Below are 24,952 nucleotides of genomic sequence, written 5' to 3' on the forward strand. Positions count from 1 at the left end.
GTTCAGTTTGGACAACATCCGGGAGTCTGTCAATAATTTTGTGTAATCTCTCTTTCCCGAGTCTAGTAACAGTGAGCCGCGGCTTGACTTGGAACCTCCGGCAGGCATGATGTCCTTGCGAAAGGGCGAATAGCTGAAGACTGTTCGCACCGGCATCCAGCCTATCATGCCTGCCCCTCCAAGTAAAGCCGCTTTTAACGTACTTGAACGCGTTCTGGATAGTATACCGTGAGTTGCAGCAAAATCTGTCCCCAGTTTTGCACGCGGCCCGTCCACCTTTTTAGTACGTCCATCGTGGAAAGATATAACATTTTTAAAAGCGATTCATCCGTTGGAAAAATGCTCTTGCCTTTCGTGACTTTGCGAAGCTGCCGATGGTAGCTTTCGATCATGTTCGTCGTGTAGATGAGCTTCCGAAGTTCCGGAGGATACTTGAAGAAAGTCGACAATTCATCCCAGTTCTGCCTCCATGATTTCACTAACAGGGGATATTTACTTCCCCAGGTCTCTTCAAAACGATCCAGCTCCAGCAGAGCAGCTTCTTCCGTAGCCGCCTTGTAAATGGGTTTAAGGTCAGCCGTCACCTTCTTGAGATCTTTGTAGGATACGTATCGCGTGCTGTTTCGAATCTGATGAATGATACATTTTTGAATCTCCGTTTGCGGGTAGCATGCAGAGATGGCCTGGGTGAAGCCCGTTAGGTTGTCTACACAGGCAATGAGAATGTCCTGCACTCCACGATTCTTGAGATCATTCAGTACGCTGAGCCAGAACTTGGCGGATTCATTCTCGCCAATCCAAATGCCGAGTACGTCTTTGTTGCCTTCCAGATCAATCCCAATGACCATATAGGCCGCTTTGTTTACAATATGCCCGTCCTGCTTTACTTTAAAGTGGATCGCGTCCAAGAAGACAACCGTGTAGATGTTTTGTAGCGGCCGGTTTTGCCATTCCTTAATGATGGGAACAATTTTATTTGTAACGTTTGAAATGAGTGTAGGTGAAACCTCAACGCCATACAGATTCAGCAGGTGATCTTGAATATCTCGCGTGCTTACTCCCTTAGCATAGAGAGCCACAATTTGGTCTTCAATCCCTGTGACATTGGTTTGATGCTTCTTCACCACAACCGGATCAAACTCGCCCAAGCGGTCACGAGGCACTTGGATTTCAATGTCCCCATACTCCGAAGATACGGTTTTCTTGCTGTAACCATTGCGGCTGTTCTTTGTTTTTTTGCTTTTGGCATCGTAACGATCATACGCCAGCTGCGTATCCAACTCAGCTTGGAGCGCCTCTTCAAGTACGTCCTTAAACAATTCCTTCAAGGTTGTTTGAATGTGTTCAACCGATTGAAAGTTGTGTTCTTTTACAAACTCACGCAAATCCTTTTTGGTCCAAAACTTCTCGATCATGTCTTCGTACCTCCACCGGGTTTTCTATGATAAAAGTATGCCCATTTTTCCCCGGTTTAAGAGGTTACACGATTTATTTTACAGACCCACATCCGGAGTTTCTTGAAGATTACCTTCCCTGGAGCCCAGAAGTCCAGGAAGCCTGCCAATAGAGCAAAGCTCTGTTTACACGAGTTTTGCTCTTTTTTCTATCCACCGAGTTATTTGACGCTTACTTTATAACGGTTATTCATAGTTGAAGTAATTAAATTTGCGTTATATATTTCGTTATTGACCCAATCGAAATAACCTAAAACATTTCTATGAATTTTCGGATCAGAACAACGTCCATAAAATGCTATATAGCTTTGTGAATTGGCATCATCCTTTTTGATTATTTCGCTATTCTCGATAATGAAATGACTTTTCCATTCTTCATCACTTTTATTTTCAGGATTAATTAGTTCATAAAGCTTTCGTGGAGTTCTGTTACTATTAAAATCACTAATATCACCTAATCGTAATAAAATACCGCAAAAATAAGGGTTAATCTTATATTTCCCTTTTTCATCGTATGACTTTAAATTTTGTTTTAAGAAACCAATATCTTCTGTATGAGCCACGCAAATTAATGCAACCTCTTCCATAATATTACTACTTGGATATGAAGGAATAGTAAAATAATTCGAATATTGTTTTCTTACAATTTCTGCAGATCTTATTGCATGAATCTTCCTAATATATTCTTGCATTGCTTCAGTCTCATTACCACAGAATTTCTCTAGTAATGCTTCAAAAACTATGTCTGAGTATGGATAGGTATTACTTTTGATTTGTATTTTTTCAGCATCAGTAACAGCCATCCCTATATCATGAAGTAATGCTGAATAAATAAGTATGGTTATATCCAGTTCATCATGTTCTTCAATATTAGGAATCAAGCTAAACATATTCTCCATAACTCGGATCGAATGATTAATATCATGCATTGTGTACTTAGGGAACGTTTTTGGAATCTCATTATTCAATACAAATTCTACATTCCTAGCAAGCTCGTAAATATTGGTAAGGAATTCACTTTTCCTACTTTCTAAAAATTTCACTAATCTAGGGGGATCAAGTTCTATTTTACTTTTAAAATTTTCTACAGCTGAATACATACCGAGCTATTCCCTCACTTTAGAATTTTATTTTCTGAGAACACTGCCACACTCATTGATGATTCAAACTGAATATTCAATTACAGAATTAAACATAACAACTATATGCAACAGTCAAACAACCGAGGCATTATCATATTTCCACTATAATAAAATAACAAAATTCGCCAAAAGAGTATATCATTTTTCAGGAAAAAAGAATTAAAAACGACACCTTGTTAGGTGCCGCTGAAGTTTATTAAATATCCTTTTCAATTATCTCAACTGACTGGATAATTACATTTTCAGTAGGTTGACTAGATTCACTCGTCAGGTTGCTCCTACTAACTCGAGTCTCAGCAATCTTTAATACCGTATCCATCCCACTGGTTACTTTTCCGAAAATGGTATAGTTGGGCATTTGGTTTAGCATCAGGCTGGCTTCATCCTTTGTCATCATTATAGAATCCTGATAATTCAGTAAGCTTGCCTCTGGCCCAAGAGTTTTGTTGACGTTTAGTAAGCCATGATACTTGTGCAAGTGGGTATTCTGCTTCATGTATAAATCCCAAGTAAAACTGGCCGTTTCTGTACTTCTTTTTATTTAAATATTTTTGTGTCTCCTTGATATCTTTATTAAATGGGTCAATGTTGGTGGCATATCCTTTAAACTTTAATTCAATAATTGCGAGAACGTCTTCAATGTTGTTACTAAGTTGTTCATACTCATCACTTTTTGTTCAACTATAGCAATATCCGAACGCGTGGGAAAAACTCTTGTCTTCATTATTGTTCTATTGTTTACTTTCGTATAGCTCTTGAATTTTATTTTTCAATTCTTCATTGTAAATATAATAATGCCCGCCCGTGCTATTGGGAGTAAACCCAAGCTTTAGTTCCTTGTTTTCAAACAAAGAAACCCCATATAGAAAACCGCTTCTATCTTCTTGATTGGGGTCGGGAACGAATTTAAAATTACGAACCTGACCAATCCAATCTTGTATCTGATTCTTGTCTGTATACGTTTTGAGATGACCCGTTTCCCCACTGCGAATCTCGATATAATCAACTTTCTGAATATCGCCAGGGTATAGCTCATACAGTTTTTTCGTGGTTAATTGAGGTTCTGGTACAGTTTTACTGCACTCAGCAATAAAAGGGAGAATAACGAATAGTAGAACAAAAGATGTTATTATTGGTTTCATGAAATCGCCTCCATTTGTTGAAACCGTTTGTTAGAATTAGTTACAGCGTTCAAGCTAGACAAGACAGCATATTTTCCTTGTTTGCCTTCGTGTTTTCATATTCTTTGCTATCTAAATAACGATACCAAGCAAAATAGTGTTGCAAATATGGGGTTGTAACGCCGTTAAACCGGTTTCTCCAACACTTTAATCGACTACGATAGCTAGTCCAGCTGCTTTAAAGCAATAATGAGGTCATCTCTTGTCTTTGGCGTAAGTGCTGAATGCTCTCCCGATGTCTAACCTCTTCGAACGGGTTTATACCCACATATTACAAAATATGAGTTTGCATGATGTGAATATCAGCATGAAGCATTAACCAATTTTTTTATATACATTTCATTCCATCTGTAGGATTCTGAACTACGGTGAAGGGATGGAATCCATTCGCTTCAAAGGAGACATTTGAGTGCGAAGGATGACTGACGCCGAACTAATCGATGCATACAAAATAGCTATTGAACATGAGTTAGACCGGGATTTTGTACAAATGCTCGAGGAGGAGATTGATCGCAGGAGGATTAATATTCAGTCTGTGCTTCAGAAACAAGATGAGTAGGATTCGCCGCCATTACTGACTAACTTTTTAACTAAAATATGAAGGGCGGATGGGTTCTACGCCCTTCACTGGTGGGGCAATATGCCCCGCCTTATTTAGTAAATAGGATAAAGTTACTTTTTGCCGGTCCCAACCAGGATAACATCCCAAAAAGGATGCGTTTTACTCCAGGAGCCACCCAAGTACGGGTCCGTCGCCATAAGCGTTTTCCCGTCAGTGTTTTCATTTCTTCGATAGCAATGCTAGCCATTCCGGACATGTTTCGGCTTTTCCCAAATATGACCAAGCCTTCATGCATATACATAGAAGATAAAGACAGACGGGAGGTGGGAAGTATGTCGATCAGAAAAGCACTTTTATCGCTTTCTGTTGGCTTGTTCTTAGCTGTCTTCGTCATAGGTCTTTTGCCTTTCTTAGTTATTATTAGTTGGGCGGAGACTTTAGGAAGTACCGAACTCTACACGTCGCCGCTATTCTTCTTAAAATTTTTATACAAGGACAGCTGTAAGGAGCAATCGCAGCACAGAGAAGAGGGGCATTAAGATGGCCTCTTCTCCCCTTAGAGGGAGAAACATCATTTTCAGACCTGTCCGCCACCATGGATGGCAGTTCACCTCGATATATTTGCCGTCGAACACAACATCAAGATATCCGTTGTCACTGCCGCCTGCAATCGTTCCGGGATTCCCGTCCACCCTAAAATCTCATTCCTTTGGAAAGCGAAAGAGATTCCCCTTTTCTCCCTATTCAGTTAGTGCTCGAGGTTGCCGATATTCTTAATGGGAACAATGTTATTAAGGAGTTGAATCACCATGTTCGAAGCCGGCTTGACTCAAGAAGAACTAAACCTGCTTCTCTCAAGAAAGAGTGCCCATGAATCTCCATTTATACCTAGATCGAAAAGAAAACGTAAGAAGCAAGGATTTATTGAATTCATCCTCAAAAAGCTTTTGATTATTTAAATTATAGACCCCGCAGTGAATCCATTTGTGTAGACATTTAGGAATAGGGTGGCTTCCGGCATCTATGATCGGGATTTCATAGGGGATCAATCCGATGCTGCACTTCACAAGTGAAAGTCGCCAATAGCTTCGTCTATAATGTCTTGGTTGGTCCCCATGTATCGCATGGTGATGCTCGGCACGCTGTAGCTAAGTATCTGCTGCAGCAGGTCACCGATCCGCAGCCCACGTTAACGCCCATCACCAGCAGAAACCAGTCGCGCTCCGACCGTTTTCTGAAAACTGACCTCATCTGCTCCAACTTCTCCATGCTTCTAATCGGCTGTACAACCTTCCAGCACTTTTCTTATAAACGAAAACCAAACAAGCTGACGTCTGTAGGGTACAGAGGCCAGCTTGCAGCTGCGAATCCTATGTTTATCGAGGACTATATTCGCCTGATCCAGTTTATCACGCACTTCCAGTAAACACATACGCATTGCCGTATTTTTTCCTGACCTGAGTGCATTCATCCCTGTTCTAGTCATTCTACATCATCATGATTCAATATTGATTCGATTTAAAATGTCGGGAATTTCTTCGAACGAATGAATCCACAATACATTAAGCCCTAAATCATTCGCATCCTGCTCTTCCAATAAAAAAGCCAGTCTATCTATGATCTCAGTATCCCCGCGATAAGTTGTAGGTACCTTCTTAATAATATAATGATTGATTTTCTTCTCTGAATTTTTCCTGGAGGACACATCCAGCAAGCGCCTTAAATTAGGATCCGTTAAACTTAAACCAATCAATAGACACGTGTTCTGGTTTAACTTATTGAGCTGAATAAGATTGGACCAGCTGAAAGGTTCGATAAATTGACTATGATAGGAATCCTCACTAAACACAATATTGGAATCCTTTGGAATAGGGCTTGATCTTGGCAAGTAACCATGCACATGATAAATGGGGATTTCATCGGAATTGTGTTTTAAACCTTCACAATAAATCGGTTTATTTTTTATATTATTGTTAGTAAGATGCTCTTCAATGAGCGAGTCAAAATTAAAGGTTATAATGGAATCAAGCGGTTTGCGATCCCGTTGGGGCCGTGCCAGATTTGCTATGGATTCGATCGTATCGTTAATCCTAATATCGGAGGAGTACAGGGCATTGCGCACTTCTGCCTGGAAGTCATCGCCCAGATTATTTTTCAGGTACTTGCCGATGATTAGACTGGAATATCTGCTGTTAATGTCATCGATATTGCTGAAATCGATTGAAATATCATGATTATTCGATATTCGGGTCATCATGGATTCCAATAGTTTATTTAATAGCACATTCCAAGCCGGAATCCCCGCACTTATGGAAATACCGGCTCCGCAAATCAAGGTGAGCCTTCCGTCCGACAACGATTTGGCAATGACTTTAATATCTTTATCGTGCGAAACTGTAAAAGTGTTCGATGCCGCTGCTGTAAATCCATCTTCGACTCTATCGAACAAGCTTTCGATTAACTCTTTAAGTCCATCTTCAAAGTTAGACGATAAATCTAAATACTTGATTTCCGAAAGATAACTGGGCACGCTGCTTTTGTCAATGAGGACCGGTATGATCCTTCTGCTGCCCCTTGATATATCTGCCAGCGCCATTGCCGAAAATTCTTTTAACACCCCTCTGGAGTTCAGAGAATTTTTACTGATGACGACGATGATGGCATCCGCGTTATCAATGCCCTCTTTAATTTTTTCAAAAATATTGTCACCCAGTTCGATTCTCCAGGAATCCAGCCAAATGTGGTGACCCGCTGTTTCTAATTCGCGTACAATTCGATTGGTTATATCTTTATCCTCATGGCTGTAACTAATAAAGACTTTCATCTGTGCACCTCTTCGAAAGATGGCCTGTCACCATACACAAACGTTCCTGCACCATTGGAAACAACCCTATAGTTCAATCATATAAAAAATAACAAATATCACCATAAAAGTATATCGTTTTTTTGTAATGGCCATTGTCCTGCCGGGCTTGGTCATCTCATCTCATATCTCCGGAACATACGTTCCCCGTCGCGCCGCAAAATAAAAAGGACTCCTCTCGGAGTCCCTTGACGGTGATGGAATGGGTACACTGCCTTGAACCTTCTGAACCTCGGGTCAAACCTTGATCACACCATGCAGTTGTACACTACATTAATGTGTCTTTGGCACATCCCCTCGCTCCTATTTGGTTTCAATAACAACTTCCCTGGTATTGCTCGTTAGATCGCCCAACGAAAACCACACCTCTCTTGTCACCGTCCTTATGTAGGATGTCCCGTGACAAAGAAATTATTGTATCTCTACGTTCAAAAAAATTACCGGCGGATGGATGCGATTTCTTCATAATGGGTCAGCTTAATTTCTCCATCTACCAGCAAGGCAAACTTTTCGCGCAATTCCCGTATATGCGGAGTGTTGTCATGGAAATCCCAGGCCGCTTGATCTTTATACTTTTCGTAGAATGTAAATTGGCCCGGATCGTCTTTGGCCCGGAGCAGGGTATACGCCAACGCCCCTTCCTCGTTTTGCACCTGTGACACCATATGAATCAGCGCTTCTTCAAGTTCCTTTTCTTTTCCAGGCTTTGCTTTTAACGTAGCTGTAAATGCGATCACGGGTTCATCCTCCTGATGTAACGATTCTGTTTACCAAGTGCGGGGATCGCCTGCACTCTCCTGAGTATAGCCGATCCACCCGCTTCATGCATGCGTTCATTCTGCACAAATTTGAACAAGCTCCGGCTTCCGCAGCATCCCGCCGCGCGTCCGGTTCCGGTATTTCACCCGAGCTCTTATCTTCGGCTCCAAATAGACAAAGCTGGGGCCTTCACGGGCTTGGAGTTTCCGGGACAGGCTCATAAACGTTTCTCGATGCTCAGCCGTCACCCCAAGCTCGAGCATGCCTGAAGGACGCAGCCTGCCGTTCTCTTCCAGATGAATCAGCCAACCCGATCCATCTTTACGATACCCTGCAAGGTACACATCCGCATACTGGTAGTTAATAATTTGCTGCCAATCATGGGATTGCCTGGACACGTATTTACTGTTTTTCCGCTTTCCGACAATCCCCTCCATTCGGTTCGCCACGACATATTCCCATAGATCCTCACCGCGGCCATCGATATGCGGCACGATCGATATATTCGGATTCGACTCAAGAACAGACTCCAGAATCGAGCGTCGCTTCATTAGCGGCAGCTGCCGCAAATCCCGACCCTTATGGAACAAAATGTCCCAAACTATATAATTCACCGGCTGCTGTTTCGAGTACGTATCGATTTTGTTTTTCTTTTTCAGCCGGAATCGTTCCATCACAAGCTCAACATCTATCGCTTCTGTCTCCGGATCGGTGCAGCAGACTTCGCCATCCAGCACGAAATCGCCGTCCATTGGCGGCAGGTGCAGCTCGGGAAATTGCCTCGTGCATTCATTCCCCTGCATCGTCCATAATCTGGTTTCATCGGATTGCCGCGACATGATCACCCTATGACCATCAAGTTTCGGTTCAAAAATCCATCCGTCGTCTGAGAATGGCTCCGGACGTGATTCAAGCAGCATCGGCGCTATGAACATAAGAATCACCCGCAATCATTGTACCACGGGGATTATGCACGAATAATCAGGGAATCACTGGGGTTTCAGTTGGATTGCAATTGCTCAAGATCAGCGGTCACTTTCTCAATCATCTGCACAAACGAAGATAACTCCTCGGAACTGGCCGCCTGGGTCCGCGCTTGGATGGACGTTTGGTGGGACTCATGCTCAACCTCTCGCAGTAAACGTGAAATCACTTCAAGCTTCTCCTGAATTTGCTCAAGCGCCTCCTTCGACCTTGAAGCTAATTTACGAACTTCATTGGCTACAACCTCAAAGCCGCGCCCCTGATCACCGGCGCGCGCCGCTTCAATGGCCGCGTTGAGACCAAGTAAATGAGTTTGATCCGATATTTCTTTGATCAGGGAACCCATATTTTCAATATGCGTCACTTCTTGAGTAAGCGATTGCACCATATGATAGGATTTATCCTGAGATTCCGAGGAACGAATAGCGGAATCTGCAACCGATTGGCTGCTGCTGCTGAGTTCCACCATCATCGAAGCAAGTTCCTGGACGGCGGAACTAATCCCGTGCAAGAGACGGCCCCGTTCATCAGCGAGCGTTTGGACTTTCTTCTTCTCTTCGAATTCATAAGCTTCCAAAACTAATTGAGAATCGAAATTAAACATTTTGGTAAGCGCTTGGATGACCGATAACCATGCGTCAGGCATCGTCCGTTTGAAATGATGGGTTGCCAAGTCCAAATACAGCAAATACGTTCCTAAATACCACTGCGTCGTTAAACCGATTCGAGAATGAACCTGACCTATAAAAATCCTTTTTTCAATAAATTCATTGTCAATGGTACCGGTCGCAAGCGAAAGAAAATACCACCTTTGCGTCTCCTTCAATCGTTCAACCGTGCTGTGAGCCTCAATAATCCGTTTCAGTTCTGATCGCTGCATGATCCGTTCATACAGTTCATCAACCAGTGTGTCCACGACTTGTTTAAATATAGGTTCTTTACTTTGCAAAAGCGTTAAATCTTCGCTGGTAATGCCGATGTAATCAAGCTGTTGTTTTCGTGCTTCCGATAAGTTTAGCATGGGTACGCTCCTCTGCATCATGAAGTCAAATCTGCTTACTCTACTTTTATTTCAATATAAGAAGAAACGAATCTATAATATCCGGATCAAAGAACGATCCACGGTGGTCCAGCAGGAATTCCAATGTTCTCTCCTCTCCCCAAATTTCCTTGTAAGGCCTTCGTGAAGTTAAAGCGTCATAAACATCCACCACACTGACAATACGAGCTTCTAATGGGATGTCAGCGCCCTTCAATCGATGAGGATAACCAGATCCGTCCCATTTCTCGTGATGGTGCAGGATAATGTTTCTGGCTACATCGAATTCATCTTTAAAAAACTCATCGTCCAGCTCTGCATTTATTTTTTCGAGAATATCTACACCAATGAGCGGATGCATTTCAATAATTAAACGTTCATAGCTTGTTAACTGCCCCGGCTTATATAAAATACCTTCGGGTACCCCGGATTTCCCAATATCGTGCATAATGCTGGAGTGACTTACACTGCGGACATATTCATCCTTCAGCTTAAGATTCAAGCGCTCATTATGAGTCGTTATTAACCGCTCCGTTAGTTGCTGGACTCTTGTTAGATGTTCCTCGATCGCGGGATCTCTGATTTCACAGGAAATAGCCAGCACTTTCAGAAGCGCGGCTTGAAAGGAGCTTCTTCGTTCTTCCGCTATGTAGATGCCTTCTCGCAAATCTTCCAGTTCCCTGAACAGTCCGACGTAGAACCACTCCCCTTCGATAAGAAAAGGAGTAATCGAAATGGAAGAATGCCAAAGTTCGCCGCTCTTCTTTTTATTGATAAAAATGCCTGCCCAGCTCTCTTTTTTATGCAACGCCTCATACATGCTTCTATAGGTCGCTTCTGTGGTAAATTTCGTTTTTAGAATGCTTGCTCTGGCACCTATGATGGTCTCGCGTTTGTACCCGGTAATTTCCTCGTATGTCTGGTTCACATCAAGAATACGATGGTCGGCATCGGTAATAATGACGGCATCGGATAACGAGAGGAACATACGTAAGTTCTGATTCAAGGCCATTCCCCTTATTCTTTATGCAAAATAAATGTAACCAAAGTTACAATAGCACGTCTTTCGCACAAATGTCCAGGCCTGTTTACGGCCAACAAAGAACACACGTTCGATTATCCATGCATTAAAAAAGGACTCCTCTCGGAGTCCCTGACGGTGATGGAATGGGTACACTGCCTTGAACCTTCTGAACCTCGGGTCAAACCTTGATCACACCATGCAGTTTAGCACTACATTAACGTGTCTGCGGCACATCCCCTCGCTCCTAATTGGTTTCAATAACAACTTCCCTGGTATTGCTCGTTAGATCGCCCAACGGAACCACACCTCTCTTGTCACCGTCCTTAGTTAGGATATCCGATCGAAGCAATCTTATACCGAAGATTATCAATATTTGATTTCGATTCATGTTCACATCTCGTCCATGGCGTTCCCTGCGGCCTGTTGTTATAATGAAGAGTGAGTTTTAAACGATAAATGTCATTCGAGGTGTAACGATGCTCACAACCGCTCTAGGACGTTTGCGCTTGATCGGTGCGATCGAGGGCCTTTCCTTCCTCATTCTGCTCGGAATCGCCATGCCACTGAAGTATGCCTTCGAGATGCCGCAAGCCGTTACGACAGTCGGGCAACTCCACGGCCTCTTCTTCGTGCTGTACCTGCTGGCCATTGCCAACGCTGCCTTCGTGCATCGCTGGTCCATGGGGAAAATAGGGCTTGCGATTATTGCCGCCTTCGTGCCGTTCGGGCCATTCCTGTTCGACCTGAGGCTGAGAAAAGAGCAGCGGCCAACTATCCCGCAGTAGCGGAACAAGGATCTTCATTCCGGCTCATATCCGGGCTTTACGGCCTGATAGCCTGGAACGAGGCTGCCTTAGTTCCGCTTTTCTCTTATCTAGGATACAAACGGTGTATAAAAGCGCTTGACTCGATACATTACGTATCTTATAGTTACATAATGGAGCAGATCTTGTTCCTTTCAGAAAACTATCGGCAATGTAAAAGGTCACAGCTGACGTTATACGGTTTGTATCGTATTTATAGAAAGGGGATTTGCATGTTTCATTTGCTGGAATTGAACATTGCCGAACACCGTCTCGTTATGGAAGTGCCTTCGGACACGTTATATACGTGGGCGGCGCGTACATTTTGCGCGGTTCCGGCAACCAGCTATACCTTCGCCTCCCCGATCGACCTCATCCTGAGCGCGAACGTAGGGTACGGTCAATCCTTCGACGGGCGGCCAGCGCAAATTTCCTGCACTGCGGCATTCATACAATATTGGCGAAGCGACTTCCTGATCGTCGTCTCACGCGACTATTCGGAAGCAACGATCGAGGCGTATGATCTTTTGGCTTTAAATCAGGCTCTCCTGACGTTGTACAGCGCGCTCATTACATACCGGGAGTGGGGACTCCTCGTACGGGCGACTTGTTGGATCGAAGACGGTCGTGTCCTCATGTCCGCCGATACGTCCTCCCCACGGCCATTCATGACGAACGAAAAGCCGTTTGCCCACACCCTGTTATCGGATGAAGCTGCGCTGATTAAAGTGTCCGGCGATCATCTCCGGGCGTTCAATTCGCCTTTCCGCAGCGGTTCGTTGCGAAATCCGCTTGAAATCCATCTGAATGGCGAGCTAGACGAGTGTCTGCTGAACCGCCCTACGCTCCATTCTCGCCGAATTCGGCTCAGCGAAACCGAAGCCGTCAGCCGACTGCGGCATTTACTGGCCTTTCAAGCACTCGACACGCATGAATCGGCCAAAACCGCCGCGATGTGCCGCGCAGCAGTTCGCGCGGTTCCTTTCTACGAGCTTCAGGCCCCAGTTCCCGATGCCTTCCTGAGCCAGGCTCATGAACACGTCTACGCAGAAATGGTTTAAGCGGACCAGCCTTTTCGGCTCTCCCCTTTTCTGGTAAGATCATACCAGAGAAGAAAGGGTGGGAACGATGAGAACCGAAAATCAAGTGAAACGCAAGCTCAACGAGCTTCTGATGCAGAAGAAAACGTTGGAGTCCCGGCTGGAAAACGAAGCCGCGGGCGCGGACAACCATCCGCTGCGGCAGCAAATCGACCGGCTCGACGAACAAATCATGCTGCTTGAATGGGTATTGAACGAACCGGTCGGCAGCTATCACGCCTAATGAAAACGGAACGAAAGTCATCGACCTTCGTTCCGTTTTTGTTTGGTATGGCAAGCCCTAGCGCTAAGAGCCCTGCGCGATTGCCGTCTTCCGCGCCTGTGTACGGCGCTCCTCGCGCTGCTCTTCCGTCAAGCGCGGGCACGTATAGCAGCAAAAGCCGCCTTCGGTTCGATAATACAAGCAACAGGCGTTTTTCATACGGATACGCTTGTCCGGATCTTTCAAGTCTTCCATCCAGCGAATTTTGACGTCGAGCGGATTTTTGGCACGGCCAAACACCTCGCCGTTCAATTCCTGTCTTAAGCGGTTGTAGTCTTCAGCAATCCGCTCACGCAGCTCATGCTCTTCCGCCTCCGCCAATAGATCGTCCATCAAGTAATTCAGCTTCGTCGGGAATTGACCCCATAATTGGCCGACTTCGATTCCCGCGGCCTCCGAAGCGGCCTCCAGCAGCGGACGAAACGTCGTGCCGTAGAGCTCCGTCAGCGTTCGGCGCAGCCACGCGGTTCTTTCCGCTTCCCCGGCGGGAGCCGGCTGCGCCGCCTCGCGAACGAGCTTAAACGAGATAGCCGTATAGCTCTCCTTGACGTGCAGCTGCACAACGAAGTTTGAGAGCGACAGGTCTAACGCCTGATTGTGAAACGACAGCGCATACTGCTGTGCAAACGCCGCATAACCAAGCCATCCGCTGAAATAAGCGGCGGACGCAGCCGGTTCAAGCGCGTGGATACGCGTCCCGTAAAGCTCCAGAAACTGCTGCATATTAGGCCGCTCCAGCAATTCGGCGGCAGGAATCGAACAAATCAAGTGCTCCGGGTCTTCTCGACGAATATGATATTTTTGTTCCAATGTCAGAAAGTCCATCAGGATGCAGCGCCTTCTTTCGCGGATCGATAAAGGAAAGTTAACCTCGTTATAGGCTGATAACGATTTTCATTTTCAATTATAACCGAAGACGCTTTCTTTTACCACGTTCAATTTGACTAGTTGTCGCTGCGCCTTTCGTCGTCACGATCCGACAACTCTATAATGTCCTTGGCGCTCGGCAAATCACTCTCGTCAAATTCCTCTTTGGATTGCTCCGCCTGCCGCAGCAGCTCCTCCCGCCTCGATAAGTCCGGCTCCGGGGCTCCCCCTTACAGCAGCTTCAATTGGTTCTCGTAGACGACGATTAATAACGTGACGATGAGGGACAAATCCATCAGCACAACCCCGATCAGACTGGTAAACAGGAGCAACATCAAATTGACGGCAACGACCGCGACAAAGATGAAAATCCCTCCCATGCACAACCCCTCCCGCTCCTTGCTACCGATCGCAGCTGCGAACGGTTCGTTATGCCGATGCAACGATCTTAAGTTCTTCAGACGGTTCAATCCGGCAAACGAGTCCAGCCGTATTCCAGGACCGTCCTTCTTTCAACTTCGTTGTCATATTCTGAAGACCGGTCCCGGGACCGCCCGAGATCGGCACATCTTCTTGCGGGGCATGCTGGGCAACGCGCCTGCCGGCAGCAGGCGCTTCGTTTCGTTCCTGTCTTGCGCGCGGTTATTCCTTCCTGGCAGCGCTAAGCTTCGTACAGCTCGAGCGGCAGTCCGTCGGGATCCGCGAAGAATGTGAACCGTTTGCCCGACGTCTCGTCAACCCGGATCGGTTCGACCTGTACGCCTTGAGCGGTCAGGCGGGCGGCCGCCGCCTCCACGTCGTCCACCTCGAAAGCCAAGTGCCGCAGCCCCCGGGCCTCCGGATAGCTCGAGCGCACCGGCGCTTCGGGGAACGAGAACAGCTCGATTTGGTAGATGCCGCCGACCCTCAGATCCAGCTTATAGGAGTTCCGTTCGGCGCGATACGTTTCGTTATGTACCGTAAGTCCGAGGATGTTTACGTAAAAGTGCTTCGATTTTTCATAGTCCGAGCAAATGATGGCGGCATGATGAATGCGTTTAATAGGAATCATCGCGTCCGCTCCTTAGTAACTGATCAGCGAGGCCATCAGCAAACCGGAGGCGAGGCTCAAGCAGAACGAGAAGATGCCGACGGAGACGTTTCCCCTGGGAATTTCGGCCAACACCTTAAATGGCGTCAACAATTCGAACAAGTAAAATATAAGGATCTGGAAGGCGATGCCGATCAATCCCCATACGATCAAATCGACAAGCCCCAGGGAATGATACACCGCGGAAGCGAGCACCAGCACTTGACCGATCAGCTTGCCGCCGAGATCGTAGGCCGCCGCTTTGCCTGCCGCCGCCTTGACCGGATCGGTGACATCCCCGGCATCGCGAATTAACCGGAACTCATTGTAAGGCGTGACGAGGTTGAAAAACAATAGCCCTAACCCGACAAGCGGCACCGTAACCCCCAAATACATGAAAAAATTAACGACGCTTTCGAATTGCTCCACCTTCGATTCTCCTCCCGCAAATTAGCTTTCAGTGCCCTCTTCCTCCAAAGCGCACGGCAAATAATAGGATATATTGCTCGTGATGGTTCCGCCGACGCGCGCGATGACCGCCGAACCTTTGCCATCGATCAGGAAACAGCCCCACAGGAGACGACCGTCGAACGGGCCGTTCGCCGTCTCTACCCGGATCGGCGGCAGCTCGGTAAATTGCTGGTACACCATCGGTTGATCGGCGTACTCCTGTTCGCCGCTCGATTCCCGGGCGGCGCCGCTGCCGTCATAGATCGTGACGCTGCTGCCCTCCCGCCCGAGTATGGGTTTCGCCACATACGGCGTTCCCGGCTCGAAGCAAGGCTCCAAGTAAGTCGGCAGCATGTACCGCCTGATCGTGTCGTGCTCCTCTTTGGTATAAAACTCGTCCGCTTCGTGCAGGTTCCAGATGAGCGCCTGCAGCGCTTTCGTCTGCGCGGCAAAGCCCGACGGCGGATTGACGATTGCCAACCGGCGGTCCGCAATCAGCCGCAGCACATGCTCGCCGGTCGGGTAACCGTCCGTGTCGCGGTCTTCGGCCAGCTTCTCAAGCGCGTGCAGCCGGTATAACACGTCAACCGGCTGCAGCGGCTGCTCAGCGAAGGCGGTCGAGCCGGCCGGCGGCAGGCCCGGCGCCCATAGGCGTTCGCCCTTCACCCGCAGGTCGGCCAGCGGCACGAACGCAGCGCCGGTAACGCCGGACTGCTGCAGCAGGTAGCGCGTCGTACCCGCATCCTCCTCGTGCCAGCCGAGCGCGCTGAACACAAAGCGCTCCGTCGGGTAACCGGCCTCCCGGTACAGCCGCAGCATCCGCTCGAACGCTTCGCCCAGCGCCTCGCTGCAGCCCGCGTTCGGGTCCTCCGCGCCGTAGGCTGCGCAGATGCGCCCATTCGCGTGAAAAGCCTCGACGATGCCCGTCGGCGTATCGCTGTTGAACTCCAGCATCTTAAGGCCGTCCGGCGTCAGCGCAAAATCGAACCGGCCGATCATCGTCGGCACCGTGTCATCAAAGCGAAGCCGCAGCGCGCCGAACGACGCCTCCGGCAGCCCGAGCTCCGTCCATAAAGCGGGCTCGCCCTGCTGTACGATCTGCACGGTGCGCGCATACACGCGCCCGAGCGCCTCCGCAGCGCGGCGCATCTCCTCAAGCCGGCTCCGGCGGATACGGCACAGCCCGGCCAGTGCATACTCTTGGCCGTACAACCAATCCCAAGTGAACACGCCTTCCCGGCGCAGCGGCTCATACAGCGCTTCTCGACGCTCGGCATAGGTGAGATCTGCAACCCTCCGGCTTTCCTTGGTCATGGTCCATCTCCTCCGTTTCGATTGTACCCGAGCCGTCACGTCAAGAGCCGGAGCTCCCGCTGCTGCCGATACCGCCCTTGCTGATCCCGGATGTCGCACCGCTCGTGCTGCTTTTCACCTTACCGCTGGAGCCGCCGTAGTAGCCCGACGAATGTCCCCCGCTTCCGTCATCGCAATAGCCGTCTTGATTTCGATCCGTGCAGCTGCCGTTACTTGAACAGCCGGCCGCACCGCCGATCACGAGCGCCGAAGCGACGAACAGCGAAACGACTTTGCGCGTTCTGCTTTTCGTTAGACCCATCGTTCGTTTCACCCCTCCCCTTGCGGCTGACCGCGATTACATAGCCCGGGAGCCGGGCAAGCCAAACTCCGCCGCCTCTCCCTCCGGGCTATTGCATTCATTTACGTCGAAGTCGAAATGGCGTAATATACATACGTTTCGCGGTCTTCATCGATTTCCGAAGACGTGCGCTGCCACTCCCGACCTTCCGCATATAAATAATTCGCTTGCACATGCAGCATTGCTTCCAGCGTATCGGCGAAGCGGTAAGTCTCGACCAGCCGGTAGTCGGCTGTGCCTTCGCTGTACTCCCGCAGCTCCATGTAGATGCCGCGCGGGCCGTTCACATCCGGCCGGCGCCATGGCATCGTTCGCTCCTCTTCGGCTTCTTTCACATAAATGACGTAACCGTCCGACTCGACGGCGCATGACGTTTTTTCATACACCCGTCCGCTTTTGACGAAATAATCGCAAGCGAACCGAAGCGCCGCCTCGTCTCTCCCGATCTGCTCGTAGTAATAAAGGACCGGGAACGTCTCGCCGCCTTCCGTATATAACCGATATTCCAATCGCGCCAAGTAAACCGCTCCTTTCCGTCATCGACCGCGCGGAGGCATCAAGGCGTCGTCCGCGGCCTGCGGGCTGCATCCGCCCTTATCCGGCATCCGTACCATTCATACGTGCAACCGCGCCTAAAGATTCGTTTCGTAACAACGGCCGCATTACCCATTACCATTTCGCTTAGACGCACTTTCGGGCTCCAAAGTTGCGCCTTCGGATAAAATCAGGTACATTTCCCAGGCGCGTACACCGGCAGCGCGACAAGCTCACATGTCGGGCAATAAAAGGAAATGTATGGATGATGTCGAATATATAGCTGTTTCCATCTTTTATAGCGAATGATGAGGGGTATGAATATGTCGAATAAAGACTTCTTTATTAGCTACAACAAGAACGACGTGCAGTGGGCGGAATGGATCGCTTGGGTGTTGGAAGCAAAAGGTTATCAAACCGTCATCCAGGCTTGGGATTTCAGACCGGGAAATAATTTTATTCTAAAAATGCAGGAAGCTGCCAGTCAATGCCAAAGAACCATCGCCGTGTTGTCGCAAGATTATTTGAATTCAGCATTTACGCAGCCGGAATGGGCAAGTGCATTTGTTCATGATCCGACTGGTAATCAGTCTACCCTGCTGACTGTGCGCGTTAAACCATGCGAACTGGAAGGTCTGTTAAAACCGCTCATCTACATCGACCTGCTCGACAAACCGGCCGATGAAGCGGAAGAAGCGCTGCTTCAAGGCGTGCAGCTAGGGCGGGCAAAGCCAAATCAAGCACCCGTTTTTCCGGGAGCAGCGGCAAAGACTGTTCCGTTCCCGGGTAATCGTGTAAACCCCTAGCAGGCTCATCGGGACAATCAGACACACACTTGATGGGCCCACAAACCGTGTCTGCCAGACGTTCACACTGGAATATTCCGCACCACCTGAAAAACAAAAACTTCGTAGGCAGAGATACGTTTATAGCCGATCTGAACCACCATGTTCATACAGCGGTATCTAACCGCATTTTTGCTATTCACGGTATGGCCGGGATTGGCAAGACCCAGATTGTGTACGAATACATCCGTACATTCAAAGATCAATACGACCTGATCTACTGGATGAGCGCAGAAGATGAAACGCTGGCGCTGAAAGATTTTATCGGGCTCGGAGAAAAGCTGAAATTACCCATAGACCCGGATCAGGAGCAACGCAGCAATCTGGAACTGGTCAAAAACTGGCTTGGCGCGAACGAACGGTGGCTGTTAGTTTTTGATAATATGGATGATCCTAAGCTTCTTCAAACTTTTTTACCGGACGAGGTCCGGGGTAACATTCTGCTCACGAGCAGAAACCCGAACTGGATGCATGCTGCCGAACCGATTGAACTGGGCCTCCTGGATCCTGACTATTCAGCGTTGTATCTCCAGCAGCGATCCGGCGTTTCAGACCCTGCTGCCGCCCTTCAGTTGGCCAATCTTCTGGGCAATCTTCCACTAGCGCTGGAACAAGCAGGGGCCTACATTGAAGCCACCCGCTGTTCACTTGCAGATTATATCGAGGAATACAATAAATATAAGTCAAAGCTGCTCCAGCTTTTCCAACCGTACAATTACAATTTTACGGTAGTTAAGGTCACGGAACTAGCGCTGGAGCGAATACGCGATAGTAAGCCGGATGCGCTATGTCTGCTTAACGCGATGAGCTTCCTTCATCCTGAGGATATCCCCAAGGACTTGTTTGTCCAGGACGATACAGATTTGGAGCTCGAACACTACCCCATTAGGGATTCATTAACGCTTAACTCTTATATTTATGAATTACGGCGTTTTTCTATCATTCATGCGGATCAGGCTTCGCTATCCATGCACCGGCTGATCCAAGAGATTGTACGCGCGGGATTGCCGGAATCCCAGCAACGGGAGACGCTGCGTCTGGTGCTGCGGCTATTGGAAAAATCGACCTCCAAATGCAACGAAACGGAACTGGAGATCACCGCTAGCGGCGAACGGCTTGTTCCCCATCTGGTACGCGCTACCGAACATGCGCTGCAAATGGATCAATTTACGGATCAAGCCATTGATTTAATGACTTTTTTAGGACAGTATTTCACGCTAACCTCCAACTACGAAAAAGCGATCCATGTTTATGAAGAAACGATCGATTGGGTCAAAAAGTCTTTAGGCGAACAATATGAAGGCTTGATCGACCCCTACAGCGGGCTGGCTTTTACCTATTACCGCATGGCACAATACGCAAAATCGGAGTCTTTGTATCAACAAGCGCTACAATTGATTTCGAGAAGTAAGGCAAGCAACGAGTACGCCACCTACAATCATTACGGCTTGCTGTTGTTGAAAACGAATCGGTTTCCCGAAGCGAGAACATTTTTTATTCAAGCACTGCGGGGGTCAAGGAAAAAATTCGGAAAAAAATCATTGCAAACCGTCAATATTAATGGCAACTATGCCGAGCTGCTTTTAAGACTGGATCAAAACGAACGAGGGTTAGAAATTCTTAACCAAAACATAAAGTTGTTACAGGATTTGTACAGCGACAAGCATCCTTCCATAGCGACCTGCCACATTCTCCTCGGTCAAGCCTACAGCAATCTTCACCGATTCAATGAGCAGGAGCAGCATTGCCGTTTAGCCCTCGGGATGGATGAAGAGTTGTTTGGCCGCGAGCATCCCAAAGTGGCAACCGATTGCAATAACCTCGGGCTGGCGCTCATTAATCAGGAGCAATATGACGAAGCGCTCGCTTATTTTAAACGCTGTTACCGGATCGACCGTCAATACCTGGACATGGATCACCCGAAAATAGCGGTTCGCCTTTGCAACGTAGGTCTCGCTTATAATCATAAAGGGAAGCATCGACTTGCCATCAAATTTTACAGAAAATCGCTTGCCATCAATCAAAAAGCATTCCCGGACGGTTCATTGGAAGCCGCAACGCAGCTCGTTAATATTGGAACGGCTTATCAAAGTTTAGGAAAAACGACCGAAGCCATTGAATATTTGGAACAAGGACTGGCTATGGAGAAAAAATTTTATAAATCCGATCATAGCGAGTTAGCGAAGAGTTATCTCAATTTGGGATTCTCGTACTGCATGACGCGTCTTCCGTTCTATTTGGATAAGGCGGTTACGTATTTCAACAAGGCACTTCGGATCTATGAAAAAAAACTGGCACCCGGCCATCCGTTAATTAAACAAGCTGTTGAATGCTTGTTGGTTGCCTACGAACTCCAAAAAGATTTCTTGAATTTCACTTCAACCCTTACCAAATACAGGAGCATTCTAAACTAGTACATTGGTGAAGATGAATAAGGCTCGGCGCCAATGCGCGCCGAGCCTTCCTCATTACTTCAAAACCCGCTGCGGATCGTGCCCTTGCCCGCATCAGCCAACGCTTCGCCGTTCGCGGAGCCGCCGTTGCCGAAGACGGCGTTTGCTTCGCAGCGCTGCGTGGCAAGGCGGATGCCGGCCTCCGTGCAGCGAAACACCGTATTGCCGGTGATGACGTTATCCCGGCAAACGGAACCGCCCTTCTCGCCGGACGTGTCCAGCTCGATGCCGACCTTCGTCCGCCTTACGTCGTTGCCGCTCACCGTGTTGGCGTCGCTGTTCAGCAGCGCGATGCCTTTCGGCGAATCTACGATGCGGTTGCCGGCGATCAGATTGCTCTTCGGGCGTTCCGCCTCCGCCGCCCCGTCGCCTTCCAGCCAAATGCCGGCCGCGGACGCGCCGGCGATTCTATTGTCGGCAATTACGTTATCCGTGCAGTAATGGCGCAGCACAATTCCATGCCTGCAGCTCTTCTCCCCGGCGGCCAGACCGGTTGACGTCACCGTATTTCCTTCGATCCGCAAGTGGGAGCACGCCTTGAGCGGTGACGTAACGGTAATTAGCGATTCCTTGCAAGCTTCAGCCGTATTGCCTGCGATCGTGGAATGCGAGCAGCCGCCCGATACGTAAATGCAGGGCTTGTCCAGCTGTTGAAACCGGTTGTCGACAAGGCCGAGCTTCTCGCCCGCCTCAGCAACGATTCCGTAACCTTCGTACAAGCTTTCCGATGAGTACAGCCGGATGAACGAACAGCCGACCACCGTCGTTTCGCGGCAGCCGGTTAGCCAGACGCCGTTTGCAACCGCCTGGAACGCGCAGTCGCGGACGATAGCCTGCTCGCATTCCGTCAGCGCGATCGCCTTCTCCGTTTGCAAGTCGTTGCGGCCTGTCAGCGATCCCGAGCCTTCAAAGCCGAGCCGTTCCACCGACGAGTGCTTCAGTTTCGCGCCCTGCACCATCACCATCGACGAACGGTTCGACTTGATGACCGAAGAAACGGGCCCGTCTCCGATCAACCGGACATTCGAATACAGAAACAAAGGCGCATCGATGATATATCGTCCTGGAGGAACGTACACCGTGCCGCCGAACCGGGAAGACCCGGCCGCATTGATTGCCGCCTGGATGGCCGGCGCATCATTCTCGAAGACGAGCCCGCCGCCTTTGGCGCCGTAATCCTTAACGTTCAACCAAGGGCCCGCCGCCGAGGGAAGCGGAGCTGCCGCCGAAGCGGTCCGCTCGAAGCTTGCGCTCCCTCCCAACATAAGTCCCGCCGCGCCCGTACCGATCGCCGCCAGCAGCTTGCGCCGCGACCACGTCTGTTGCTTTGAAGAAGAGTCCGATGGCATACCGATGTACCTCCCGTAAATCTACATAATCTAGCAATCTATGAAAATTATAGCCGTAGCCTGAACGTTTGACAATGCAGCCGGGAAGATCTTCAAAAAAACCATGCTCCGTTTAACGGAACATGGTCCACAATTTAATAAGATGGAACGTATTGTTCGGATCGATTTTTTGCGAAATTATGAAATTTACCAAATTCTCCATTTGGAGATCCGTTACCTTTTCTCCGAGCGCCTTGGTCAGCATCCCTACGAAACGCCGCACTTTCACCCGATCCTGCAAATCGGCCTTCGTCACGCCCTGCAGAATCATCTTCACCCGTTCCTTCGTCTCCGGGTTTTTCATCTTTTGCTTGATCCGTTCCACCTGTGCGGGGTCAAAACCGTATTTCGTGTAGCTCACGCCGCCCACCTCCGTCAATTTCAGCATAGAAACATACCTATACCGTAAGTCTATGACGGATGGCTTGACCATGTTTACCCTTCGGGCACCCAAATCATGAATTAGTCCAACATCTCGCTTTCAAAAATGTGCTCCCGCTGCAAGAAGCTCCTGAGCGGCACGTACGCCGCCCCGGTCCAGAATTCCGGACGCCGGACGATTTCCGCCGCGTCGTCGCGCGCCTGCTCCATGACCTCGAAGTCGGTCACCATATCCGCCAGGCGGAAATCCGGCACCCCGCTCTGCTTCGTTCCGAAGAAATCCCCCGGTCCGCGCAGCTCCAGGTCGCGCCGCGCGATTTCGAAGCCGTCGTTCGTCTCCGTCATCGCCTTCATGCGCTCCTTGCCGACTTCGCTCTTCGGGTCGGCGATGAGCACGCAGTACGACTGATGCTCGCCCCGGCCAACCCGGCCGCGGAGCTGGTGCAGCTGCGAGAGCCCGAACCGGTCGGCGTCGTAAACGACCATCAGCGTCGAATTCGGTACGTCGACGCCTACCTCGATGACGGTCGTCGAGACGAGCACATGCACGCGTCCTTCGCTGAATTCGCGCATCACTTCGTCCTTCTCGCCAGGCGACATGCGGCCGTGCAGCAGCCCGACGCGGTAAGACGGGAACGCAAATTGCAGCTGCGCGTGGATATCGATGGCGTTCTGCACATCCAGCTTCTCCGATTCTTCGATCAGCGGACAAATGACATACGCCTGCCTCCCGGACTCGACCTCGCGGTTGATAAACCCGAGCACGCGCTCCAGCATCGAATGCGGCACCGCATAAGTCTGGATCGGCTTCCTCCCCTTCGGCAGCTCCCGCAGCGTCGACACGTCCAGATCGCCGAACGCCGTAATCGCCAGCGTGCGCGGAATCGGCGTCGCCGTCATCGTCAGCACGTCCGGGTTCATGCCCTTGCGGCGCAGCACGCTGCGCTGGTTGACGCCGAAGCGATGCTGCTCGTCGGTTACGACGAGCCCCAGCGCGCGAAAGAACACGTCTTCCTGAATCAGCGCATGGGTCCCGACGACGATATCGACGAGCCCCATCTGCATCGCGCCCAAGACGTCGCGGCGCCCGCGGGCCGGCAGGCTCCCGGTGAGCAGCGCCGTTTGGATGCCGTAAGGCTCAAACAAGCGGTCAAGCGAGCGTTTATGCTGCTCGGCCAAAATTTCCGTCGGCACCATCAGCGCGCCTTGGTACCCGGCCTTGACGACGGCGAACAAAGCAACCGCTGCGACGACCGTTTTTCCCGCACCGACGTCGCCCTGCAGCAAACGGTTCATGCAGTAAGGCTGCTGCAGATCATGCAAAATTTCGGCGATCACCTTCTTCTGCGAATCCGTTAATGTGAACGGCAGCGAACGGACGAACGCCCGCACGGCCGGCAGATCGACCGGGTGCGCGACGCCGTCGGCGCGCTTATGGTTGATCGCCCGGTAAGCCTGCATTTTCAGCTGAAACAGGAACAATTCCTCGAACACCATGCGACAGCGCGCCCGCTGCCCCTGCTCCATATTGCCAGGCATGTGCAGCAGCTTCACGGCGGCCTTACGCGGCAGCAACTCATATTTATACAGCAGCTCGGCCGGCAGCACCTCGGGAATCATCTCCCCGAACTGAAGCAGCGCCTGCTTCATCGTTTGGCGGAACCACTTTTGCGTGAACGCCCCGGATATGGAATAGACGGGCTGTAACGTTCCGGTCTGTGAAGCGCCCTGTCCGGGAAATTCGGATTCGGTTACGGTGATGTGCTGCCGCTTCTGATCCCATTTGCCGGTCAGCACGATCTCGGCGCCGCTCGTCAGCTTGTCCTTCAGAAAGTGCCGGTTAAACCAAACCGCCGTCACGAACCAGGTATCGACCAGCACCTTACAGAGCATGCGCGACTTCGTTCGCCCATACATCTGCACCTGCGGGATGCCGACGATCTGACCCTTCACCGTAACTTTGTCCCCATCCTTTACCTGGGTCAAGTCGCGAAGCGTGTAATCTTCGTAGCGGAAAGGATAATAATCAAGAAGCTGCCCCACGCTTGAAATGCCAAGCGCGTGCAGCTCCTCCAGCTTCTTTCCTTTAACGCCGACGACTTGACCGACCGGTACTTTGTACAAATCGATCGACATGT

The 24,952-nt window shown here is 49.4% G+C and carries 28 protein-coding genes and 1 pseudogene; 9 read left to right on the forward strand and 20 right to left on the reverse strand.

Translation table 11 applies throughout. The annotated features are described in order from the left end of the window. Window positions 1–194 precede the first annotated feature (194 nt). From PVA01S_RS15935 to PVA01S_RS27285, 5 genes and pseudogenes are all read right to left on the reverse strand, one after another. On the reverse strand, window positions 195–1,415 hold the full coding sequence (locus PVA01S_RS15935; RefSeq protein WP_127608444.1) for an IS256 family transposase: 1,221 nt from the start codon (window positions 1,413–1,415) through the stop codon (window positions 195–197). A 200-nt stretch (window positions 1,416–1,615) separates the two neighbouring features. Continuing rightward, on the reverse strand, window positions 1,616–2,554 hold the full coding sequence (locus tag PVA01S_RS15940; RefSeq protein WP_127608445.1) for an HD domain-containing protein: 939 nt from the start codon (window positions 2,552–2,554) through the stop codon (window positions 1,616–1,618). Window positions 2,555–2,792: 238 nt separating this feature from the next. Further along, the gene (locus tag PVA01S_RS15945; RefSeq protein ID WP_127608446.1) at window positions 2,793–3,092 is read right to left on the reverse strand and encodes a peptidylprolyl isomerase; all 300 of its coding nucleotides are present in this window, start codon (window positions 3,090–3,092) and stop codon (window positions 2,793–2,795) included. A gap of 235 nt (window positions 3,093–3,327) precedes the next feature. Next, the gene (locus PVA01S_RS15950; protein WP_127608447.1) at window positions 3,328–3,738 is read right to left on the reverse strand and encodes a hypothetical protein; all 411 of its coding nucleotides are present in this window, start codon (window positions 3,736–3,738) and stop codon (window positions 3,328–3,330) included. A gap of 66 nt (window positions 3,739–3,804) precedes the next feature. Beyond that, window positions 3,805–3,943 (reverse strand): annotated as a pseudogene (locus PVA01S_RS27285) (IS1595 family transposase); the annotation flags it as partial. 252 nt (window positions 3,944–4,195) lie between these two features. Between PVA01S_RS27285 and sda the strand changes: the two are divergent. From sda to PVA01S_RS15965, 4 genes are all read left to right on the forward strand, one after another. Then, window positions 4,196–4,336 (forward strand): sporulation histidine kinase inhibitor Sda, encoded by a 141-nt coding sequence (gene sda, locus PVA01S_RS27745; protein ID WP_127608448.1) that lies wholly within the window; start codon window positions 4,196–4,198, stop codon window positions 4,334–4,336. Between the two features lie 335 nt (window positions 4,337–4,671). Next, window positions 4,672–4,878 carry a hypothetical protein gene (locus PVA01S_RS15960; protein ID WP_127608449.1) on the forward strand — a complete coding sequence of 69 codons (207 nt, stop codon included), beginning with the start codon at window positions 4,672–4,674 and terminating at the stop codon, window positions 4,876–4,878. A gap of 270 nt (window positions 4,879–5,148) precedes the next feature. After that, window positions 5,149–5,298, forward strand: a complete 150-nt coding sequence (locus tag PVA01S_RS26700; protein WP_155615679.1) for a hypothetical protein — start codon at window positions 5,149–5,151, stop codon at window positions 5,296–5,298. Window positions 5,299–5,408: 110 nt separating this feature from the next. Beyond that, entirely contained in the window at window positions 5,409–5,765 is a 357-nt protein-coding gene (locus tag PVA01S_RS15965; protein WP_127608450.1) for a hypothetical protein, read from the forward strand. 69 nt (window positions 5,766–5,834) lie between these two features. Here PVA01S_RS15965 and PVA01S_RS15970 read toward each other — a convergent pair whose 3' ends face one another. The 5 genes from PVA01S_RS15970 to PVA01S_RS15990 form a co-directional block, all read right to left on the reverse strand. Next, window positions 5,835–7,163, reverse strand: coding sequence for a TIR domain-containing protein (locus tag PVA01S_RS15970; RefSeq protein WP_127608451.1), 1,329 nt, complete (start codon window positions 7,161–7,163; stop codon window positions 5,835–5,837). Window positions 7,164–7,639: 476 nt separating this feature from the next. Then, a complete protein-coding gene (locus PVA01S_RS15975) occupies window positions 7,640–7,939 on the reverse strand; it encodes a putative quinol monooxygenase (protein WP_054798249.1) in 300 nt (99 codons plus the stop codon). Between the two features lie 96 nt (window positions 7,940–8,035). Beyond that, on the reverse strand, window positions 8,036–8,896 hold the full coding sequence (locus PVA01S_RS15980; RefSeq protein WP_127608452.1) for an ATP-dependent DNA ligase: 861 nt from the start codon (window positions 8,894–8,896) through the stop codon (window positions 8,036–8,038). Between the two features lie 65 nt (window positions 8,897–8,961). After that, window positions 8,962–9,966: a globin-coupled sensor protein gene (locus PVA01S_RS15985; protein ID WP_127608453.1), complete on the reverse strand. Its 1,005-nt coding sequence runs from the start codon at window positions 9,964–9,966 to the stop codon at window positions 8,962–8,964. A 46-nt stretch (window positions 9,967–10,012) separates the two neighbouring features. Then, the gene (locus tag PVA01S_RS15990) at window positions 10,013–10,990 is read right to left on the reverse strand and encodes an HD domain-containing phosphohydrolase (protein WP_244932975.1); all 978 of its coding nucleotides are present in this window, start codon (window positions 10,988–10,990) and stop codon (window positions 10,013–10,015) included. 494 nt (window positions 10,991–11,484) lie between these two features. Here PVA01S_RS15990 and PVA01S_RS15995 point away from each other — a divergent pair, with 494 nt between their 5' ends. The 3 genes from PVA01S_RS15995 to PVA01S_RS16005 all read left to right on the forward strand — a co-directional run bounded on the left by PVA01S_RS15995 (window position 11,485) and on the right by PVA01S_RS16005 (window position 13,134). Beyond that, entirely contained in the window at window positions 11,485–11,793 is a 309-nt protein-coding gene (locus PVA01S_RS15995; RefSeq protein ID WP_054798253.1) for a DUF3817 domain-containing protein, read from the forward strand. A 251-nt stretch (window positions 11,794–12,044) separates the two neighbouring features. After that, window positions 12,045–12,872 carry a hypothetical protein gene (locus PVA01S_RS16000; RefSeq protein WP_127608455.1) on the forward strand — a complete coding sequence of 276 codons (828 nt, stop codon included), beginning with the start codon at window positions 12,045–12,047 and terminating at the stop codon, window positions 12,870–12,872. Between the two features lie 67 nt (window positions 12,873–12,939). Beyond that, on the forward strand, window positions 12,940–13,134 hold the full coding sequence (locus tag PVA01S_RS16005) for a hypothetical protein (RefSeq protein ID WP_054798255.1): 195 nt from the start codon (window positions 12,940–12,942) through the stop codon (window positions 13,132–13,134). 63 nt (window positions 13,135–13,197) lie between these two features. On the opposite strand, the gene PVA01S_RS16010 is transcribed toward PVA01S_RS16005, so the two are convergent. From PVA01S_RS16010 to PVA01S_RS16035, 7 genes are all read right to left on the reverse strand, one after another. Beyond that, a complete protein-coding gene (locus PVA01S_RS16010) occupies window positions 13,198–13,998 on the reverse strand; it encodes an IucA/IucC family C-terminal-domain containing protein (protein WP_127608456.1) in 801 nt (266 codons plus the stop codon). Between the two features lie 272 nt (window positions 13,999–14,270). Continuing rightward, the gene (locus PVA01S_RS26705) at window positions 14,271–14,420 is read right to left on the reverse strand and encodes a hypothetical protein (RefSeq protein WP_164751862.1); all 150 of its coding nucleotides are present in this window, start codon (window positions 14,418–14,420) and stop codon (window positions 14,271–14,273) included. Window positions 14,421–14,701: 281 nt separating this feature from the next. Next, entirely contained in the window at window positions 14,702–15,091 is a 390-nt protein-coding gene (gene gloA2, locus PVA01S_RS16015) for an SMU1112c/YaeR family gloxylase I-like metalloprotein (RefSeq protein WP_054798258.1), read from the reverse strand. A gap of 12 nt (window positions 15,092–15,103) precedes the next feature. Next, entirely contained in the window at window positions 15,104–15,538 is a 435-nt protein-coding gene (locus tag PVA01S_RS16020; protein WP_127608457.1) for a DUF350 domain-containing protein, read from the reverse strand. Window positions 15,539–15,559: 21 nt separating this feature from the next. Then, window positions 15,560–16,873, reverse strand: a complete 1,314-nt coding sequence (locus PVA01S_RS16025) for a glutathionylspermidine synthase family protein (RefSeq protein ID WP_127608458.1) — start codon at window positions 16,871–16,873, stop codon at window positions 15,560–15,562. Window positions 16,874–16,913: 40 nt separating this feature from the next. After that, window positions 16,914–17,174, reverse strand: coding sequence for a hypothetical protein (locus PVA01S_RS16030; protein ID WP_054798190.1), 261 nt, complete (start codon window positions 17,172–17,174; stop codon window positions 16,914–16,916). 101 nt (window positions 17,175–17,275) lie between these two features. After that, window positions 17,276–17,731, reverse strand: coding sequence for a hypothetical protein (locus PVA01S_RS16035; RefSeq protein WP_127608459.1), 456 nt, complete (start codon window positions 17,729–17,731; stop codon window positions 17,276–17,278). Between the two features lie 339 nt (window positions 17,732–18,070). Here PVA01S_RS16035 and PVA01S_RS16040 point away from each other — a divergent pair, with 339 nt between their 5' ends. Then, window positions 18,071–18,553 (forward strand): toll/interleukin-1 receptor domain-containing protein, encoded by a 483-nt coding sequence (locus PVA01S_RS16040; protein WP_054798191.1) that lies wholly within the window; start codon window positions 18,071–18,073, stop codon window positions 18,551–18,553. A 47-nt stretch (window positions 18,554–18,600) separates the two neighbouring features. Beyond that, window positions 18,601–21,006, forward strand: a complete 2,406-nt coding sequence (gene fxsT, locus PVA01S_RS16045; RefSeq protein ID WP_164751863.1) for an FxSxx-COOH system tetratricopeptide repeat protein — start codon at window positions 18,601–18,603, stop codon at window positions 21,004–21,006. 59 nt (window positions 21,007–21,065) lie between these two features. Here the strand turns inward: fxsT and PVA01S_RS16050 are convergent, their stop codons facing one another. The 3 genes from PVA01S_RS16050 to recG form a co-directional block, all read right to left on the reverse strand. Then, window positions 21,066–22,394: a right-handed parallel beta-helix repeat-containing protein gene (locus PVA01S_RS16050; protein WP_127608462.1), complete on the reverse strand. Its 1,329-nt coding sequence runs from the start codon at window positions 22,392–22,394 to the stop codon at window positions 21,066–21,068. A gap of 112 nt (window positions 22,395–22,506) precedes the next feature. Beyond that, window positions 22,507–22,794 carry a stage VI sporulation protein F gene (locus tag PVA01S_RS16055; RefSeq protein WP_054800063.1) on the reverse strand — a complete coding sequence of 96 codons (288 nt, stop codon included), beginning with the start codon at window positions 22,792–22,794 and terminating at the stop codon, window positions 22,507–22,509. A gap of 101 nt (window positions 22,795–22,895) precedes the next feature. Continuing rightward, window positions 22,896–24,950 (reverse strand): ATP-dependent DNA helicase RecG, encoded by a 2,055-nt coding sequence (gene recG, locus PVA01S_RS16060; RefSeq protein ID WP_127608463.1) that lies wholly within the window; start codon window positions 24,948–24,950, stop codon window positions 22,896–22,898. Window positions 24,951–24,952: the final 2 nt, after the last annotated feature.

This window comes from Paenibacillus validus NBRC 15382, assembly GCF_004000985.1.
GTDB classification, from domain to species: domain Bacteria; phylum Bacillota; class Bacilli; order Paenibacillales; family NBRC-103111; genus Paenibacillus_G; species Paenibacillus_G validus.

Bases quoted from the DNA above. Each gene is read 5' to 3' on its own strand.
- PVA01S_RS15935 (WP_127608444.1), bottom strand. From the start codon at position 1,415: ATGATCGAGAAGTTTTGGACCAAAAAGGATTTGCGTGAGTTTGTAAAA.
- PVA01S_RS15940 (WP_127608445.1), bottom strand. From the start codon at position 2,554: ATGTATTCAGCTGTAGAAAATTTTAAAAGTAAAATAGAACTTGATCCC.
- PVA01S_RS15945 (WP_127608446.1), bottom strand. From the start codon at position 3,092: ATGAAGCAGAATACCCACTTGCACAAGTATCATGGCTTACTAAACGTC.
- PVA01S_RS15950 (WP_127608447.1), bottom strand. From the start codon at position 3,738: ATGAAACCAATAATAACATCTTTTGTTCTACTATTCGTTATTCTCCCT.
- sda (WP_127608448.1), top strand. From the start codon at position 4,196: ATGACTGACGCCGAACTAATCGATGCATACAAAATAGCTATTGAACAT.
- PVA01S_RS15960 (WP_127608449.1), top strand. From the start codon at position 4,672: ATGTCGATCAGAAAAGCACTTTTATCGCTTTCTGTTGGCTTGTTCTTA.
- PVA01S_RS26700 (WP_155615679.1), top strand. From the start codon at position 5,149: ATGTTCGAAGCCGGCTTGACTCAAGAAGAACTAAACCTGCTTCTCTCA.
- PVA01S_RS15970 (WP_127608451.1), bottom strand. From the start codon at position 7,163: ATGAAAGTCTTTATTAGTTACAGCCATGAGGATAAAGATATAACCAAT.
- PVA01S_RS15980 (WP_127608452.1), bottom strand. From the start codon at position 8,896: ATGTTCATAGCGCCGATGCTGCTTGAATCACGTCCGGAGCCATTCTCA.
- PVA01S_RS15985 (WP_127608453.1), bottom strand. From the start codon at position 9,966: ATGCTAAACTTATCGGAAGCACGAAAACAACAGCTTGATTACATCGGC.
- PVA01S_RS15995 (WP_054798253.1), top strand. From the start codon at position 11,485: ATGCTCACAACCGCTCTAGGACGTTTGCGCTTGATCGGTGCGATCGAG.
- PVA01S_RS16000 (WP_127608455.1), top strand. From the start codon at position 12,045: ATGTTTCATTTGCTGGAATTGAACATTGCCGAACACCGTCTCGTTATG.
- PVA01S_RS16005 (WP_054798255.1), top strand. From the start codon at position 12,940: ATGAGAACCGAAAATCAAGTGAAACGCAAGCTCAACGAGCTTCTGATG.
- PVA01S_RS16010 (WP_127608456.1), bottom strand. From the start codon at position 13,998: ATGGACTTTCTGACATTGGAACAAAAATATCATATTCGTCGAGAAGAC.
- PVA01S_RS26705 (WP_164751862.1), bottom strand. From the start codon at position 14,420: ATGGGAGGGATTTTCATCTTTGTCGCGGTCGTTGCCGTCAATTTGATG.
- gloA2 (WP_054798258.1), bottom strand. From the start codon at position 15,091: ATGATTCCTATTAAACGCATTCATCATGCCGCCATCATTTGCTCGGAC.
- PVA01S_RS16025 (WP_127608458.1), bottom strand. From the start codon at position 16,873: ATGACCAAGGAAAGCCGGAGGGTTGCAGATCTCACCTATGCCGAGCGT.
- PVA01S_RS16030 (WP_054798190.1), bottom strand. From the start codon at position 17,174: ATGGGTCTAACGAAAAGCAGAACGCGCAAAGTCGTTTCGCTGTTCGTC.
- PVA01S_RS16040 (WP_054798191.1), top strand. From the start codon at position 18,071: ATGTCGAATAAAGACTTCTTTATTAGCTACAACAAGAACGACGTGCAG.
- PVA01S_RS16050 (WP_127608462.1), bottom strand. From the start codon at position 22,394: ATGCCATCGGACTCTTCTTCAAAGCAACAGACGTGGTCGCGGCGCAAG.
- recG (WP_127608463.1), bottom strand. From the start codon at position 24,950: ATGTCGATCGATTTGTACAAAGTACCGGTCGGTCAAGTCGTCGGCGTT.